This window comes from Streptomyces radicis (assembly GCF_003626575.1).
Lineage (GTDB): Bacteria > Actinomycetota > Actinomycetes > Streptomycetales > Streptomycetaceae > Streptomyces > Streptomyces radicis.
The window spans coordinates 58,698-74,598 of sequence record NZ_RBDY01000020.1 but is presented as its reverse complement, the minus strand read 5'-3'; the positions used below and the strand labels follow the sequence as shown (position 1 = coordinate 74,598).

Sequence of the window (15,901 nt, the reverse complement as noted above, 5' to 3'; positions counted from 1 at the left end):
CGACTCCGGGGGGTGACCCATTGCAAGCGTGATCGGATACCCGACCCTACCTAGCACCCGGTACAGAGATGGTCAACGGAGTGCGATCGACAGGCAATGGCTCGCCGACGCGGAGCGGCACCTGGCCAGGGAGGCTGACCTGCGCAAACGCCACCGCGTCCCCGACCGCGCAGTCGTATACGCCATATCCGCCCTCCCCCGCGGCCGTGCACGCCACCACCGTGGCCAGCCCGAGGCGCCGCTGGAGGAGCGACTGCCGCACCCGTATCCCGCTCACCGCCTGGCGCCGCAGCGCCGAGGTGGTCCGGGTCAACGCGCCCGCCCTGACCACCAGATGGTCCCCCGCGACCGCGTGACCGAGCGAGCGGTACCCGACGAAGGCCAGCCCGAGCGCGGGCGGCAGGACCACGAGCAGCGCCACCCACCAGGCGTCCCCGCCCACCGGGACCAGGAGCAGGGCGCAGCACCCCGCGACCAGGGCGGCCCACAGGAGCCTGCGGCGCAGGGCCGCCACCGGGTGGCGTATCAGCGGGGCGTCGAGCGCGGACGAGCCGATCACCGCGGCGGCCACCCGGCGGGCGACATCGACGGGGCCGCGCGGCAGGATGGTCACGGCGCTGCTCCAGATCCGCAGCCCGGTGGTGATGAGCGTGGTGTCGGCCGTGCCGAGCCAGCGCCACAGCAGCGGCTGGGACACGGATATGCCGCGCACCCTGCTCTCGTCCCTGGCGATCTCGCGGGTCCTGAACAGGCCGGCGGTGGTGCGCAGCACGGTCGTCCCCTCGCCCTCGACCCGCTCGAGCCTGAAGTGGGCGGACTCGGCGAAGAACGCCACCGCCATCCCGGCCGCGCCCAGCACGCTGACCGCGAGCACGGCCACCGCGGCCGTCCAACCGGGGCCGAGCGCCTCCCAGTCGGCGAGCGAGCCGACCACCTCGGCCAGGTCGATCCCGACCATCTGCGCCGTCCAGTACCCGCCCCACAGCACCCCGGCCGCGCACACATAGGCCCAGAAGCCCTGGACGTTGTGCGCCACCCAGCGCGGCTCGAAGGTGGCGAGCGGCCCGTCCGCCGCCTCCTGGCGGGCGCCCGTCAACTCCTCGCGGAGCGCCGCCGCCTCACGCCGGGTCACGGCGTCCAGGGTCAGGGCCGCCTCCATCGCCGTGGTCATCTGGCCCGCGCCCACGGTGACCCGGCGCAGCCCGAACAGCCGCCGCAGCGGCTTGGCGTCCGCGTCCACGCTGCGGATCCGGTCGCGGCTGACGGACCGGTGCGTCCGCACGAACAGCCCGGTGCGCCGCTCCACATGGGTCTCGGTCACCCGGTACGCGGTGGTGGCCCAGCGGACGGAGTCCGCGACCGCGCCGAGCACGCCCCACGCGGCCACCCCGGCGAGCGGCGCGACGGTCATCGTGTCGGGCTCGGTGTCGAGGACGAGCAGCACCAGCACCCCAGGCAGCAGGGAGAAGGCCACGCGCAGGGCGTCGACCAGGATCATCCGCGGCGCGAGCCGCCGCCAGCCCACGTCGCCCACCCGCATGCCGCCTGCCCCCACGTCGCGGCCGCTCATGTCGCGTCGCCCGGCGTGAGCCGCGTGATGCGGGCGAGCCGCTCGGCGGCCTCCTCCGCCACCTCGGGGGCCAGACCGCCGATGTGGATGGCGCCGCGCGAGGAGGCCGTGGTGACCACGAGCGTCGACAGCCCCAGCAGCTGCTCGAGCGGGCCGCGCACCGTGTCCACCGTCTGGATCCGCGACAGGGGCGCTATGCGCCACTCCCGCACGAACCACCCCGTCGTCGCGTACACCGCCTCGTCCGTCGCCTCCCAGCGGTGCACGGCGTACCGCCACGGCGGCATCACCGCCACATACAGCGCGCCCAGGACGCCGACCGCCGCGAGCGCGGGCCCCGTCCACGGCCGCGCACCGTCCCACAGCGCGTGCACCGCGGCCAGCACGCCACCGAGCACCAGCGGCATCGCCAGGGCGCGGGCGACCCAGAGCAGGACGGCCCGCCGCTCCACCCGGTGGAGCGGCGCCCTGAACGGGACCGCCTCACCCCGACCCCCCGCCCGAACCTGCTGACTCATCATGGGACACAGTGTCCCACAGAGGGACGACAAGTCCAACCCCTTTTTCCTTCCCTACCATGAGCCCATGGCTCCCTCGGCGTCGTCCGCCCCCGGCACCCTGGCCCGCACCCGCCGGGCGATCCTCGATGCGGCGATCGCCGTCTACGCGGAGGACAAGGCCGCGCCGCTCAGCGAGGTCGCCAAGGCGGCGGGCGTGGGCCGCAGCACCCTCCACCGCTACTTCCCCGACCGCGCCGCCCTGGTCAGGGGCCTGCTCGAGGACTGCACCGAGACCATCGAGCGGGCGCTCGCCGACGCCGCGCTCGACCAGGGCCCGATCGCCGAGGCGTTCCCGCGCCTGGTGCGGGCGTTCTTCGACTCGGGGCCGCGGGTGGAGTTCCTGTTCAGCGAGCCCTCGCTCACCGCGGACGACTGGGCGGGCCCCTCGTGGGAGGCCGCGCAGCTCCCGGCGGCCGTGCTGTTCGCGCGGGGCCAGGCCCAGGGGTTCTTCTCCCGCGAGATGGACATGGAGTGGTTCTTCCGGATCCTGTGGTACGCGGTGGCCGCCGGCTGGGAGGCGGTGTCCGAGGGCAGCCTGGCCCGACACGAGGCGCTCGACCGCGTGACCAGGACTCTTGAGGGCGGCGTGCTGGCCCATGACTCCTGATCGGCCGACCCCCACCCGGGTGGGGGAAAACACAGAGCGGTCCGCGTAACACAGCCGTAAGGTGGCGGGCATGCAGGTGATCCAGTCGACCAAGCTCGCCAATGTCTGCTACGAGATCCGCGGCCCGGTGCTCGAAGAGGCACAGCGGCTCGAGTCGGCAGGCCACCGCATCCTGAAGCTGAACACCGGCAACCCCGCGGCATTCGGCTTCGACTGCCCGCCCGAGATCCTCGAGGACATCCTCAGGAATGTCTCGATGGCCCACGGGTACGGCGACGCCAAGGGCCTCCTGTCCGCCCGCCGCGCCGTGATGCAGCACTACCAGACCAAGGGCATCCACCTCTCCGTCGAGGACATCTACCTCGGGAACGGCGTCTCCGAGCTGATCCAGATGTCGATGCAGGCGCTGCTCGACGACGGGGACGAGGTGCTGGTCCCGGCCCCCGACTACCCCCTGTGGACGGCGTCGGTCTCGCTCGCGGGCGGCACCGCGGTGCACTACCGCTGCGACGAGCAGGCCGAGTGGATGCCCGACCTCGCCGACATCGAGCGGAAGATCACCGACCGCACCAAGGCGTTGGTCATCATCAACCCCAACAACCCCACGGGCGCGGTCTACAGCGAGGAGATGATCCGTCAGCTGGCCGAGCTGGCCCGGCGGCACCGCCTCGTGCTGTGCTCCGACGAGATCTACGACCGGATCCTGTACGACGGCGCGACCCACACCTCGACCGCCGCGCTCGCGCCCGACCTGCTGACCCTGACGTTCAACGGCCTGTCGAAGAACTACCGGGTGGCGGGCTTCCGTTGTGGCTGGATGGCCGTCTGCGGCCCCAAGGAGAACGCCACCAGCTACATCGAGGGCCTGACCATCCTCGCGAACATGCGGCTGTGCGCCAACATGCCCGCCCAGCACGCCGTCGCCGCCGCCCTCTTCGGCCGCCAGTCGATCGAGCAGCTGATCCTGCCGGGCGGCCGCATCCTCGCCCAGCGCGACACCGCGTACGAGATGCTGACGCGGATCCCCGGCGTGACCTGCGTCAAGCCGAAGGGCGCGCTCTACGCGTTCCCGCGCCTCGACCCCAAGGTCTACAAGATCAAGGACGACCGGCAGATGGTGCTCGATCTGCTCCGCGCGGAGAAGATCATGATCGTGCACGGCACCGGGTTCAACTGGCCCGAGCCCGACCACTTCCGCATCGTCACCCTGCCGCAGGTCAGCGAGTTGGAGCACGCGATCGAGCGGATCGGCTCGTTCCTCGACGGCTACAACCAGTACTGACGGCGGCCACCGACGCGGACCAGGGCCCCGGCGCTCCATCGAGCCGAGGCCCCTCGCCACGCGCGTCCGCGCCCGGTCGGCTCAGCCGTCGCCGAGGCCGTCGCCGAGCCGCTCAAGGCGCTCGACCAGCGCCCTGTGCTCCTCCCAGAGCCCGTCGGGCGTCCTGTCGCCGAACGTCCTGAGGTGGTCGGGGATCAGCTCGGCCTCCCGGCGCCAGACGTCGGGGTCCACCTCGAGCAGGAACGCCACCTGCTCGTCGGTCAGCCCGAGCCCCTCGATGTCGAGCGCGCCGGGCGCCGGCAGCACGCCGATGGGCGTCTCGACGCCGTCGGCCCGCCCGTCGAGGCGCTCGACGATCCACTTGAGCACCCGGATGTTCTCGCCGAAGCCGGGCCAGACGAACGCGCCATCGGCGTCCTTCTTGAACCAGTTGACGTAGTAGATCTTCGGCAACGCCCCGTCGGCACCGGCGCGTTCGCCGGTCTCGAGCCAGTGCGCGAAGTAGTCCCCCATGTGGTAGCCGCAGAACGGCAGCATGGCGAACGGGTCGTGGCGCAGCTCGCCCACCGTGCCCTCGGCCGCCGCGGTCTTCTCGGAGGCGACGTTGGCCCCGAGGAAGACGCCGTGCCGCCACGAGAACGACTCGGTGACCAGCGGAACGGCCGTGGCGCGGCGCCCGCCGAAGAGGATCGCCGAGATGGGCACGCCCGCGGGGTCCTCCCACTCGGGCGCGATCGTCGGGCACTGCGCGGCGGGCACGGTGAACCGCGCGTTGGGGTGGGCCGCGGGGGTGCCGCCGCCGGGCGTCCAGTCGTTGCCGCGCCAGTCGGTGAGGTGGTCGGGGGTCTCGTCGGTCATGCCCTCCCACCACACGTCGCCCTCGTCGGTGAGGGCGACGTTGGTGAAGACCGCGTTCCCCCACAGGGTGCGCATGGCGTTGGCGTTGGTGCGCTCGCCCGTGCCGGGCGCGACGCCGAAGAAGCCCGCCTCGGGGTTGATCGCGTGGAGTCGGCCGTCCTCGCCGAACCGCATCCACGCGATGTCGTCCCCGACCGTCTCCACGCGCCAGCCGGGGAGCGAGGGCCTGAGCATGGCGAGGTTGGTCTTGCCGCAGGCGGAGGGGAAGGCCGCCGCGATGTACCGGGCGGGGGCGCCGTCGGGCGGGGTGAGCTTGAGGATCAGCATGTGCTCGGCCAGCCAGCCCTCGTCCCTGGCCATGACGGAGGCGATGCGCAGGGCGTAACACTTCTTGCCCAGCAAGGCGTTGCCCCCGTAGCCGGAGCCGAAGGACCAGATCTCGCGGGTCTCGGGGAAGTGCGAGATGTACTTCACGGGGTTGCACGGCCAGGGCACGTCCTCGCGCCCTTCGGTCAGGGGCGCGCCGACGGAGTGCACGGCGCGGACGAACGCCCCGTCCGTGCCGAGCTCCGCGAGAACGGCGCCGCCCATCCGGGTCATGGTCCGCATGGCGACGGCGACATAGGCGGAATCGGTGATCTCCACGCCGAGCGCGGAGAGCGGCGAGCCCAAAGGGCCCATGCAGAACGGCACCACATACATGGTCCGCCCGCGCATCGCGCCGCGGAAGAGCCCGTCGGACCCGCTGAACGTCTCCCGCATCTCCGCGGGGTCCATCCAGTGGTTGGTCGGTCCCGCGTCCTCCTCCCGCTCCGAGCAGATGAAGGTGCGGTCCTCGACGCGGGCGACGTCCGTGGGGTCGGACGCGGCGTGGAACGAGCCGGGGCGCTTGTCGGGGTCGAGCTTCACAAAGGTGCCCTTGGCGACCAACTCGTCGCACAGGCGGTCGTACTCCTCCTGAGAGCCGTCGCACCAGACCACCCGGTCGGGCTCGGTCAGCGCGGCGATCTCCTCGACCCAGGAGACGAGCTTGTGGTGCCGGGTCGGGGCGTGGGCGGCGACGGGAGCTGCTGAGGTCAGCGTCACGTTCGCTCCAGAGGGTTGAGGGTCGTTGAGCGAGCGCTCATCCGCAAGGAGGAACGCTCATCTGATGGTGCCGTCTTCTCTCTTGTGTGTCCAGTCGGGCTCATATGAGCGACACATCACATCCGGGGATCGGATGGCGACCCACGCCTCTTGACAGCTACTCACTTTTGAGAGTCACTACCAATTAGCAGCGACTCCCGGAGGTGCCCTTGTCCGGCCCCAACTCACCCGCGCCGCGCCGCTGGTGGGCCCTCGCCGCCCTGGCACTCTCCGTCCTGGTGCTCGGCTTCGACATCACGATCCTCAACGTCGCGCTGCCCACGCTGGCCGTCGAGCTCGACGCCTCCACGGGCGAACAGCAGTGGATCGTGGACGCGTTCCTCGTCGTCTTCGCCGCGACGATGCTCCCGGCCGGGCTGCTCGGCGACCGCTTCGGCAGGCGCCGCATGCTGGTCGCCGGGCTCGTCGTCCTGGGGTCGGCCTCGTTGCTCGGCGCCTTCGCCCAGAGCCCCGAAGTCCTCATCGCCGCCCGGGCGTCGATGGGGCTCGGCGGCGCCCTGGTCTCCCCGCTCGCCCTCGCGGTCATACCCACCCTCTTCGCCCCCGACGAGCGCGCCCGCGCCATCGCCACCCTCGCCGCGGCCCTCGCGACGAGCCTCCCGCTCGGCCCGGTGCTCGGCGGCTGGCTGCTCGACCACCACTGGTGGGGCTCGATCCTGCTGCTCAACGTCCCGCTCGCGGCCGTCGGCGCGCTGGCCTGTCTGCTGCTGGTGCCCGAGAGCCGCGACCCGACCGCCCCGCGCCTCGACCCGCTGAGCGCGCTGCTGAGCGTCGGCGGCCTCGGCGCGCTGGTGTTCGGCCTGATCGAGGGCCCCGGGCGCGGCTGGGCCGACCCGCTCGTGCCGGCCACGCTGCTCGGCTCCGCCGCGATGCTCACCCTGCTCGTCCTGCGCGAGCGCGACCGCCCCCACCCCCTGCTCGCCACCGACCTGCTGCGCACCCCGGGCTTCGCGTGGAACGGCCTGGTCGCGGGTCTTGTCGGCTTCGCGTTCGCCGGGCTCCTCTTCGTCGTCCCGCAGTACCTCCAAGTGGTCCGCGGGCACGACGCGTTCGCCACCGGGCTGCGGCTGACGCCCATGATGGCGGGCACGCTCGTGGCGGCCCGCGCGTGCCCGCCGCTCGTCCGGCTCTTCGGGCAGCGCGGCGTCGTCTCGACGGGCCTGGTGCTGCTGTGCTTCGCGGGGCTGCTCGCGTCCACCACCACCGAGGACACCGGCTACGCCCTCACCGCGACGTGGCTCACCGTCATCGGCGTCGGCGGCGGGCTCGCCCTGGTGCCCGCCGTGGACGGCGCGGTCGCCGCGCTCCCCGACGACCGCTCGGGCGCGGGCTCGGGGCTGCTGATGACGCTGCGCCAGATGGGCAGCGCCCTTGGCGTCGCGCTGCTCGGCAGCCTGCTCGCCCAGACCTACCGCGGCGCCGTCGACACCGACGGGCTGCCGCCCGACGCGGCCGCCGCCGCGCGCGAGTCGGTCGTCGCGGCCCACCTCGTCGCCGAACGCGTCGGCGCGCCCCGGCTGATCGCGTCGGCGGACGAGGCGTTCCTGCGCGGCATGAGCGTCACGCTGTTCGTGTGCGCGCTGGCCGCGCTGGCCACCGCGGCGCTCGCCGCGCTCCTGCTCCCCCGCGGAACGCCCCATGCCGCCGGGGCGGAGAGCCTGGCCCGGCCCACGGGGGATGGCCGACAATGGCGCCCATGACCCCGCCCCCGGTCGCCAAGATCAGCCTCCGCGAGCGCAAGAAGCTGCGCACCCGGCAGGCCATCCGCCGCGCGGCCGTCCGCCTGTTCACCGAGCAGGGCTACGACGCGACCCCGATCGACCAGATCGCGGAGGCGGCCGAGGTCTCCCCCAGCACGGTCTTCCGGTACTTCCCGACCAAGGAGGACATCGTCCTCATGGACGAGGACGACGCGCTGATGGAGGTGTTCTTCCGCGCGCGCCCGGCGCACGAGCCCCCGTTGACCGCCCTGCGCGAGGCGATTCGCGCCACCCTGGCGCAGATCTACGACACGGAGGAGGCGGTCGAGGACATCAGGCGGCGCATGCGGCTCGTCGCGACCGTTCCCGCGCTCCGCGCGCGCCTCGACGAGGGCCTGAGCGCCTCGGGCGCCAGCATGACCGACGCCCTGGCCGAACGCACCGGCACCGCGCCCGACCAGCTGGAGCTGCGCGTCTTCCTCGGCGCCGTCCTCGGCGGCCTGCGCGAGGCCCTGCTGTACTGGGTCGCCCGCGACCTGAGCGACGACCTCGGCGCCATCGTCGACCGCACGTTCGACGTCCTGGAGCACGACCTGGCGGACTCGGCCCCGCGCGTGGAGGAGGCGGCGGGGTAGGCGGCGGGGTAGCGGCCCCTCACGCCCCCGAGGGGGCCAGCTGCGCGGCCAGCTCGGCGGGGTCGTTCGTCGGGGCCGCGCACACGAAGCCCCGGCACACATACGCCGTGGGGCGCCCGTCGCGCAGCGGGCGCCCGGCCAGCAGGGGCGGCGGGTCCGCCGCGTCGGGCGCGCCGCGCGTCACCACCGCGCCAGGCGCCGTCGCACGCAGCGCCGTCCGGTGCAGCTCGGCCGTGGCCGGGTCGTCCGCAGGGCCGACCACCGCGACCTCGCGCGGCCCGTCGAGCGCGGCCTCGGCGACCGCGAGCCCCCACCCGATGAAGCGCGGCGCCCGCGTGCCCAGCGCCGTGACGATGCCCAACGCCCGCTCCGCCGCGCCACGGTGCCGGTCGCTCCCGGTGTGCGCGGCATACGAGAGCAGCGCGCCCGCCGCCGCCGTCCAGCCCGCCGGGGTCGCGCCGTCCGTCGGATCCTGTGGGCGCCTGATCAGCCGCTCCGCGTCGTCGGCCGTGTCGTACAGCGCGCCGTCCTCGCTCGCGAACCGCGCGAGCACGACGTCGAGCAGCGCCCCCGCCCGGTCGAGCCACCGGCGTTCGCCCGTCACCGCGTGCAGGGCGAGAAACCCCTCGGCCACATCCGCGTAGTCCTCGAGCACCCCGGCGCTCGCCCCGGCGCGACCGTCGCGCGAGGTGCGCGCGAGGCGGCCGTTCGCGCCCAGGTGCACGGCGCACAGCAGCTCGGCCGCGCCCACCGCGGCCGCCACCAGGTCCGCGCGGTCGAAGCACGCGCCGGTCTCCGCGAGCGCCGCGATGGCAAGGCCGTTCCACGCGGCCACGACCTTGTCGTCCCGCTCGGGCCGCGGCCTGCGCTCCCGCGCCGCGCGCAGCCGCTCGCGCAGCGCCGCGGGCGGCTCGGCGCCCGGCCGCCGCAGCGTTCCCTCCGCGCCCACGCCGAACACGTCGGCCGCGAGCGCCGCGTCCGCGGGGCCGAGCGCCTCGGTCAGCTGCGCGGGCGTCCACGTGTAGTACGCGCCCTCGGCGTGCCCGCCCCCGCCGGGGGCCTCGCTGTCCGCGTCGAGCGCCGAAGCGAACCCGCCCTCGCCCGTGCGCAGCTCGCGCACCACGAAGTCGGCCGTCTCCAGGGCGATCCGGCGCGACCAGTCCGTTCCCGTGATCCGCCACAGCTGCGTGTAGACGCGGCCGAGCAGGGCGTTGTCGTAGAGCATCTTCTCGAAGTGCGGCACCTCCCACGCCGCGTCCACCGCGTACCGCGCGAAGCCGCCGCCGAGCTGGTCGAAGATCCCGCCGCGCGCCATCGCGTCACACGTGCGCTCCGCGAGCCGCAGCGCGTCCGCCGAGCCCGTGCGCGCGTGGTGGCGCAGCAGGAACGCCAGCGCGGACGACGGCGGGAACTTCGGCGCCCCGCCGAACCCCCCGTGCTTCGCGTCGAACTCGCCCGCGAGCCCGCCGACCGCCATCGCCAGGTCCTCGGCCCCAGGCGGGCGCGCGTCGCCGTACTCGAGCGCGCGCCCGGCCAGCTCGCGCGCGATGCGCGACGCAACCCCCGCGACCTCGTCGCGCCGGTCGGTCCACGCGGTGTGCACCCCTTCGAGCAGCTGCCGGAACGAGGGCAGCCCGGCGCGCGGCGAGGGCGGGAAGTAGGTGCCGAAGTAGAACGGCTCGCCCTCGGCCGTCATGAACACGGTCATCGGCCAGCCGCCCTGACCCGTCGCCGCCTGCACGGCGTCCATGTAGACGGAGTCGACGTCGGGCCGCTCCTCGCGGTCCACCTTGACGGACAGGAAGTGGGCGTTGAGATAGCCCGCGAGCGCCTCGTCCTCGAAGCTCTCGCGCGCCATGACATGACACCAGTGACAACTCGCGTACCCCACGCTGAGCAGCACGGGCACATCCCGCCGCCGCGCCTCGTCGAACGCCTCGGGTCCCCAGGGCCACCAGTCCACGGGGTTGTCCGCGTGCTGGAGCAGATACGGCGAGGTCTCACCAGCCAACCGGTTCATGCGCCCCAGGCTCTCACGCCGACCCCTGGCCCTGACGGCGAAGCGGACGGGGCCCGCGGGGTCACTTCACGGCCTCCGCGATGACGGGACCCATCCGCCGGACCACCGCGGCGTCCATGACCTCGCCGTGGGCGCAGTCCAGCGGGTGGGTCTCGACCCCGCGGCCGACGAGGTCCGCCCAACGGACCCCGACCCGGTCGCGTTCGGGCTCCGTCTCCTCGGCCTCGAAGCTCACCGCGCCCCCGCCGTACTTCCGCGAGCGGTGGGCCCGCAGGAGACCGAGACAGTGGGCCGCGATGTCCGAAAGGTCGTTGAACACCGACTCCGTCAGCTCGCCGGACGCGCCGCCGCCGGCTCCACGGATCGACTCCGCGATGGCCTCGAGCTGTTCCTCGGACAGCTCATCGCCCGCGGTCGACCCGCCGACCGCGGGAACGGCGTCGAGCAGCACCAGGTTGCGGACCTCGGCGCCCGAGGCCTCCAACAGCACGGCGATCTCCTGCGCGACCACGCCGCCGAACGACCATCCCATCAGGAAGCACGAGCCATGAGGGCATACGTCGCGGATCAGTTCGAGGTACGTCTCGGCCAGCGCACGGACCGACTCCGGCCGGTCGACCTCCCCGGTGAACCGGGTGGCCTGCAAGCCGTACACCGGGCGCCCCTTCGGGATGTACGGCAGGAACCTCGCATAGGACCAGCTCAGCCCGCCGATCGGGGGCAGGAGGAAGACCGGGTCCAGGTGCCCCTTCGCGCGCAGCGGAAGGAGGGCCGCCAGTGAATCGGACGCTCCGTCGTCCAGCCGTCCGGCCAGACCCTCCACCGTCGGAGTCTCGAACAGCCACTGGACGGCCAGCTCCACGCCCAGGACCGACCGCGCCCGCGACACCAGGCGTCCGGCCAGCAGCGAGTGGCCGCCCAGGTCGAAGAAGTCGTCGTCGATACAGACGTCCTCGGCCTCCAGGACCTCGGCGAACAACCCGCACAGGATCTCTTCCCTGGCGTTGCGCGGCGGTCGGCGGAGGGCCGGCCCGCCGGGCAGCACCGGGGTGGTGGCTTCGGTGTCGGCTCGGCCCCGAGGTGCGGGCACATGCGTCCGGTCGGGCCGCCCGTCGGGCCGCGCCAGCAGCTCGTCCAGCTCCACGTCGGGATGCGCGACGGCCCTGCCCAGGATCGCCACGAAGTCCTCGGCGAGCGACTCGACCGTCGGCCGGTCGAGCACGGCGGTGCGGAAGCTGATCTCCCCCTCGAAGCCCCGCCCGGTCGCGTAGATCGAGAACAACGCGTCGAACTTCGCGCTGACTCCCTCGGTGTCCACGGGCGCGACCTCGACACCGGGCCACGCCTCCTGATCCGATGAGCTGTAGTCCATCGCCAGCGCGGTGTCGAACAGCTCCTTCCGGCCGCCGGGCCCTGACCGCAGCTCGGCCACCAGCTGTGCGTACGGATAGTCCTGGTTCTCGTACGCGTCAAGGAACACCCCCCGTACCCGCCGCAACAGGTCACGGAAACTGCGGGCGTCCGTCGAATCGACGCGCAGCGGCACCATGTTCACGAAGTAGCCGATGGCATCCCGCATCCCCGCTTCGTGGCGGTTCGCCATCGGAGTGCCCACCACGCCGTCCCGCTGCCCGGTGGCGCGGGCGAACGCCACGTGGTGCGCCGCGAGCAGAAACATGAACGGCGTGGCCCGCTCCTGGGTCAGCAGGCGTTCCAGGCCCGCGCCGACCTCCCGGTCCACCTCGAACTGCACCAGATCGGCGGCGCCTGACCCGACCGTCGACTCGGGCCGGGCGGTCGGCACCCTCAGCGGCTCGGCACCGTCCAGGGTGCGGAGCCAGAACTCGAGCTGCTCCGCGCACTCCTCGGTCCGCAGCCACTGCTGCTCCGCCACCGCGAAGTCCGTGAACTGCGCCACCGACGGCTCCACGTCAGGCGCACGGTCGTCAACCGCCGCCGCGTAGAACTCGCGCAGCTCGTCCAGGAGGATGTCGAGCGAGACTCCGTCGAACACCGCGTGGTGCACGGCCAGGAGCAGGACGTGCTCACGTTCGGTCAGCCTCAGGAGGCCGGTCCTGAACAGGGGGCCCGCCGCCAGGTCGAAGGCGCGCTCCTCCTCCAGGAGCAGCCGGTGGTGCAGTGCGTCGTTCCCTGACACGTCCTCGACGACGAGCCGCACATGAGGCTCGTCGGCGATCCTCTGGAGCGGCTTCCCGTCCTCCTCCACGAAGGTCGTGCGCAGCGCCCCGTGCCGTGCCACCACCTGGTTCACCGCCCGCTCGAGAGCGGGCACCACCAGGTCTCCACGGAAGCCGTAGGCGAACACCATCGAGTACTCCGTCGACCCGCCGCCCAGCTGATCGACCAGCCACAGCGCCTCCTGCCCCACCGACGCCGGCACCAGCCCCCTCGGCGCGTCAGGCTCCGACGAGTGCCGCGTTCGCGCGTGGTCCAGGTCAGCACTGGAAGTCATTGAGCTCCCCCGCATGGGTGAGTAGGCACTGGCGTCAACGGCGGTCTCGACGGGGATGGCCGCGCCGACCGGGCACACGAAGGGACGAGACGGCGTCCCGGTCGCTCACATCTCGGGCATCGTCGCTCACATCTCGGGCATCGGGGTGGTCAGGACCGTTCCCGCGGTCCCGCCGCCGGTGCTCGGCAGGGACTTGTAGATCCTTCCCATCCCGCCGAGCACACCGTCCAGGCGGGGCAGCTCCGCGTACACCGGGTCGCGTCGCAGGATCGCGTCGACCTCCCGCAGCCGCCACATCGGCGTCCGCGGGAACAGGTGGTGGACCAGGTGGAAGCCCTCGCCGTCCTTCTCCCCGAACAGGAAGCGCGTCCCGAGGCCGTACACCCGGTTCCAGGACATGAAGATGTCCACTCGAGGCGCGGTCTCGATCAGCGGGAAGTGCTCCATGAGCTCGGCGACAGCGCCGATCCACACCTGCGTCGTGATCATGGGCACGAACCAGAGCAGGAGAAGCCAGAGCCACCAGCCGCCGAAGACCGCCCACGCCAGCACCGCGGCGATGAGGGCGACCCGCAGCCAGCGCTCGGACGTCCGCTCGCCCTTGGCCACGATCCGGTGCCGCAGCAGGTAGAGGATGTACGAGGCGGTGGCGCGCGGGCTCAGGACGGACCACATGTACCGTCGCAGCGCGGCCCGGCTGAGGTTGTCCCCGCACAGCGCGTTGTCCTGGTACTGCTTGTAGTCGGGGTCCCGGTCCGGGTCGCCCAGGCGGCCGTGGTGCTCGCCGAGGTGCGAGGCCCGGTAGCCGGTGAAGCTCTGGAGCACCGGATATCCGCCGAGCAGTGCCCCGATGACGCTGCCGACGCGTCGGTTCGCCATGAACGCACGGTGGGTGGCCATGTGCAGCACCCCGGCGAGGGCCCGCTGGCGCCCGCCGATGAAGAACACCGCGACGACGTACACCGGGATCGCGGCCCAGAGCGGGGCCTGCTGGAACGCCAGCACGGACGCCGCGCACCACGCCGCGATCCACAGCCAGTGCTCGACGACTTCGAGTGGTCCGTGCCAGTTGTCCGGACGGGACGCGGCACGAACCGCCGCGAGGATCTCCGGCGAGAACCGGTGCCGCTCGGCACGATCAGCGCTGGCCACGGTATTGCCCTCCCCCTGCGATGCGCTTGCTGTCCCGTCGGAGATGGAAGGCCACTCCAGAATGTCGGCGACCCCAGCGGGATCTGGCCCTCTGCCCCTCTCCGCGACAGGAACGGGGCCAGTGTTCTCCACTGATAGATACCCTGTCAAGAGATCTACTTCGACCCGGAGTTGACCGGGTGAGCGGCCTACCGGACGTCGCGCACCCGCCTCCGCCATGCACCGGACAACGGCACTCCCCACCGGCCCACCGGCGAATACCGGAAGAGAGCATTTCGCTACCGACAAGCCCAACGATCCACCGTAGGAGAGGGCTTGACCTCATCACAACCCACAGTGTTGAATGCGGCTCCGTGAGGCTATCCCAACTGATCGCTGATAACGGGCAGTTGCCGAGCAGGGCGTCTTTCGTGAGCGTCAACAGAGGCGATCTGCCCAACTCACAGAAGGCCGGGAGCCGATCAGTCACTACGGGGATCATACGATGTCATTCACTTTCCTGCGGGGGCCGTGCGCACACCCACATGCCTCTTCAGCTCCTGGATGTGCGTTCCTGTGATCGCGAAACGCCCGTGGTGGGCCGAGGCGCGCGCTGACGCGCATCCGTTTCAGCGCGCACGACGACGCAGAGGTATCAGGCTCATGGAAGACCGGAAATCCCGTGTGTTCCGGAACGGCCCTATCGACGCCCTTCTGGTTCTGTTCAGCATCACTCAGTTCGCGGTGACGATCTGGCTCGCCGCGGTCGATCCCACCGGGCTGTGGCCGATGGTGGGGTCATTCGCGCTCGTGGCTTTCATGCTGACGTACAGCGTGATCATTGTTTCTCATTTGTTCTCGCATCAGCCATGGTTTGTCTCGTCGCGCCACAACGCGGTGATGTCGCTGATCAATTCGGCGAACATCGCGCAATCGGTGCAGGCGTACCGGCTGACCCATGTGCGCAACCACCATCGCTACAACAACGACCGCAAAGGCGAGGACGGAACGACGCGCGACGTCACGTCCACCTTCCGCTACAGCCGGGACGACGGCCACGCACCGCTGTGGCGGTACCTGTTCTTCAGCCTCGCCGAGTCGGTCCGCGAGCTCCTCGGAACGTTCGCCGCCCTGCGCCGGGGCTGCCGGGTCGGCGCCGACGAGACGCTGCTCCAGGAGCTCGCCACCCGGAATCCCGAGCGACGCAGGGCGGAGCTGCGCCAGATCCAGGCCGACCGTCTCGCGCACCTCGGGCTGCTCGCACTGCTCGCGGTGCTGTCCTGGCAGTGGCTCCTGATCTGCTACCTACCCGCGATAGCGGTGGCCTTCACGCTGGTCAACGTGCAGAACTACTACCGGCACTACGGGGCCCACCCGGAGAGCCGGTACGCGAACTCGGTCAGCCACTACGGCCGCTTGTACAACTGGCTGACCTTCAACGACGGCTACCACCAGGAGCACCACCTGCGCCCGACCACGCACTGGAGTCAGCTGCCGCGGGTCGCCGAGCGGTACGGCGCGTCGTTCCGCGAGGACGGCCACGTCGTGTCGCCGGTCCCTGCGGTGGCCGGGTTCCTGGACATCCGCCGCGAAGGCCTGCCGTCGGCGGCCGAGCGGACCCCCGGTGATCCGGAGGCGTGTTGACCGAGCCGAACGACGAGAGGCAGTCATGACCGAGGCCGACACCCTCTTCACCGTCGTGCGCAACCACGAGCGGCAGTACTCGATCTGGCCCGCGGGGCGGGACGTCCCCGAGGGATGGGAGCGGGTCGGCGGCCCCGCGGAGCGGTCCGCCTGCCTGGACCGGATCGGCGAACTCTGGACGGACATGCGTCCGGCGAGCCTGCGCGCGCTCATGGACCGAGACGGCTGACGGCGGGCCGCGTGCCGTGATCGTGGTCCGACGGCATTCCTGACAC

Annotated in this window: 12 protein-coding genes; 6 read left to right on the top strand and 6 right to left on the bottom strand. The window is 72.1% G+C overall.

Translation table 11 applies throughout. The annotated features are described in order from the left end of the window. Nucleotides 1–46 precede the first annotated feature (46 nt). A complete protein-coding gene (locus tag D7318_RS22590; RefSeq protein ID WP_120699007.1) occupies nt 47–1,570 on the bottom strand; it encodes a PH domain-containing protein in 1,524 nt (507 codons plus the stop codon). Continuing rightward, entirely contained in the window at nt 1,567–2,088 is a 522-nt protein-coding gene (locus tag D7318_RS22585) for a PH domain-containing protein (protein ID WP_120699006.1), read from the bottom strand. Before D7318_RS22585 ends, D7318_RS22590 begins: the two co-directional genes overlap by 4 nt. A 67-nt stretch (nt 2,089–2,155) precedes the next feature. On the opposite strand from D7318_RS22585, the gene D7318_RS34105 reads away from it, so the two are divergent. Further along, complete coding sequence (locus D7318_RS34105; protein ID WP_183091481.1) at nt 2,156–2,737, top strand: TetR/AcrR family transcriptional regulator; 582 nt, start codon at nt 2,156–2,158, stop codon at nt 2,735–2,737. 70 nt (nt 2,738–2,807) lie between these two features. Next, on the top strand, nt 2,808–4,019 hold the full coding sequence (locus tag D7318_RS22575) for a pyridoxal phosphate-dependent aminotransferase (protein WP_120699045.1): 1,212 nt from the start codon (nt 2,808–2,810) through the stop codon (nt 4,017–4,019). A gap of 81 nt (nt 4,020–4,100) precedes the next feature. Here the strand turns inward: D7318_RS22575 and D7318_RS22570 are convergent, their stop codons facing one another. Then, a complete protein-coding gene (locus D7318_RS22570; protein WP_408055524.1) occupies nt 4,101–5,963 on the bottom strand; it encodes a phosphoenolpyruvate carboxykinase (GTP) in 1,863 nt (620 codons plus the stop codon). 203 nt (nt 5,964–6,166) lie between these two features. On the opposite strand from D7318_RS22570, the gene D7318_RS22565 reads away from it, so the two are divergent. Both D7318_RS22565 and D7318_RS22560 read left to right on the top strand, forming a co-directional pair. Then, nucleotides 6,167–7,723, top strand: a complete 1,557-nt coding sequence (locus D7318_RS22565; protein ID WP_408055523.1) for an MFS transporter — start codon at nt 6,167–6,169, stop codon at nt 7,721–7,723. Then, nucleotides 7,720–8,358 carry a TetR/AcrR family transcriptional regulator gene (locus tag D7318_RS22560; protein WP_230423969.1) on the top strand — a complete coding sequence of 213 codons (639 nt, stop codon included), beginning with the start codon at nt 7,720–7,722 and terminating at the stop codon, nt 8,356–8,358. The genes D7318_RS22565 and D7318_RS22560 overlap by 4 nt, the downstream gene beginning before the upstream one ends. 19 nt (nt 8,359–8,377) lie before the next feature. Here D7318_RS22560 and D7318_RS22555 read toward each other — a convergent pair whose 3' ends face one another. The 3 genes from D7318_RS22555 to D7318_RS22545 all read right to left on the bottom strand — a co-directional run bounded on the left by D7318_RS22555 (nt 8,378) and on the right by D7318_RS22545 (nt 14,003). Then, entirely contained in the window at nt 8,378–10,378 is a 2,001-nt protein-coding gene (locus D7318_RS22555; protein WP_120699002.1) for a thioredoxin domain-containing protein, read from the bottom strand. Nucleotides 10,379–10,439: 61 nt separating this feature from the next. Further along, a complete protein-coding gene (locus D7318_RS22550; RefSeq protein ID WP_183091480.1) occupies nt 10,440–12,851 on the bottom strand; it encodes a condensation domain-containing protein in 2,412 nt (803 codons plus the stop codon). A gap of 126 nt (nt 12,852–12,977) precedes the next feature. Beyond that, nucleotides 12,978–14,003, bottom strand: coding sequence for a fatty acid desaturase (locus tag D7318_RS22545; protein WP_220729753.1), 1,026 nt, complete (start codon nt 14,001–14,003; stop codon nt 12,978–12,980). A 555-nt stretch (nt 14,004–14,558) separates the two neighbouring features. On the opposite strand from D7318_RS22545, the gene D7318_RS22540 reads away from it, so the two are divergent. Together D7318_RS22540 and D7318_RS22535 are read left to right on the top strand one after the other, a co-directional pair. Continuing rightward, nucleotides 14,559–15,626 (top strand): fatty acid desaturase family protein, encoded by a 1,068-nt coding sequence (locus tag D7318_RS22540; protein ID WP_220729751.1) that lies wholly within the window; start codon nt 14,559–14,561, stop codon nt 15,624–15,626. A gap of 25 nt (nt 15,627–15,651) precedes the next feature. Continuing rightward, on the top strand, nt 15,652–15,855 hold the full coding sequence (locus D7318_RS22535; protein WP_120698999.1) for an MbtH family protein: 204 nt from the start codon (nt 15,652–15,654) through the stop codon (nt 15,853–15,855). Nucleotides 15,856–15,901 lie beyond the last annotated feature (46 nt).

What these genes read in the sequence shown, in the direction of transcription:
- D7318_RS22590 (WP_120699007.1), bottom strand. Translation starts at nt 1,570, where the DNA reads ATGAGCGGCCGCGACGTGGGGGCAGGCGGCATGCGGGTGGGCGACGTG.
- D7318_RS22585 (WP_120699006.1), bottom strand. Translation starts at nt 2,088, where the DNA reads ATGAGTCAGCAGGTTCGGGCGGGGGGTCGGGGTGAGGCGGTCCCGTTC.
- D7318_RS34105 (WP_183091481.1), top strand. Translation starts at nt 2,156, where the DNA reads ATGGCTCCCTCGGCGTCGTCCGCCCCCGGCACCCTGGCCCGCACCCGC.
- D7318_RS22575 (WP_120699045.1), top strand. Translation starts at nt 2,808, where the DNA reads ATGCAGGTGATCCAGTCGACCAAGCTCGCCAATGTCTGCTACGAGATC.
- D7318_RS22560 (WP_230423969.1), top strand. Translation starts at nt 7,720, where the DNA reads ATGACCCCGCCCCCGGTCGCCAAGATCAGCCTCCGCGAGCGCAAGAAG.
- D7318_RS22555 (WP_120699002.1), bottom strand. Translation starts at nt 10,378, where the DNA reads ATGAACCGGTTGGCTGGTGAGACCTCGCCGTATCTGCTCCAGCACGCG.
- D7318_RS22550 (WP_183091480.1), bottom strand. Translation starts at nt 12,851, where the DNA reads ATGACTTCCAGTGCTGACCTGGACCACGCGCGAACGCGGCACTCGTCG.
- D7318_RS22535 (WP_120698999.1), top strand. Translation starts at nt 15,652, where the DNA reads ATGACCGAGGCCGACACCCTCTTCACCGTCGTGCGCAACCACGAGCGG.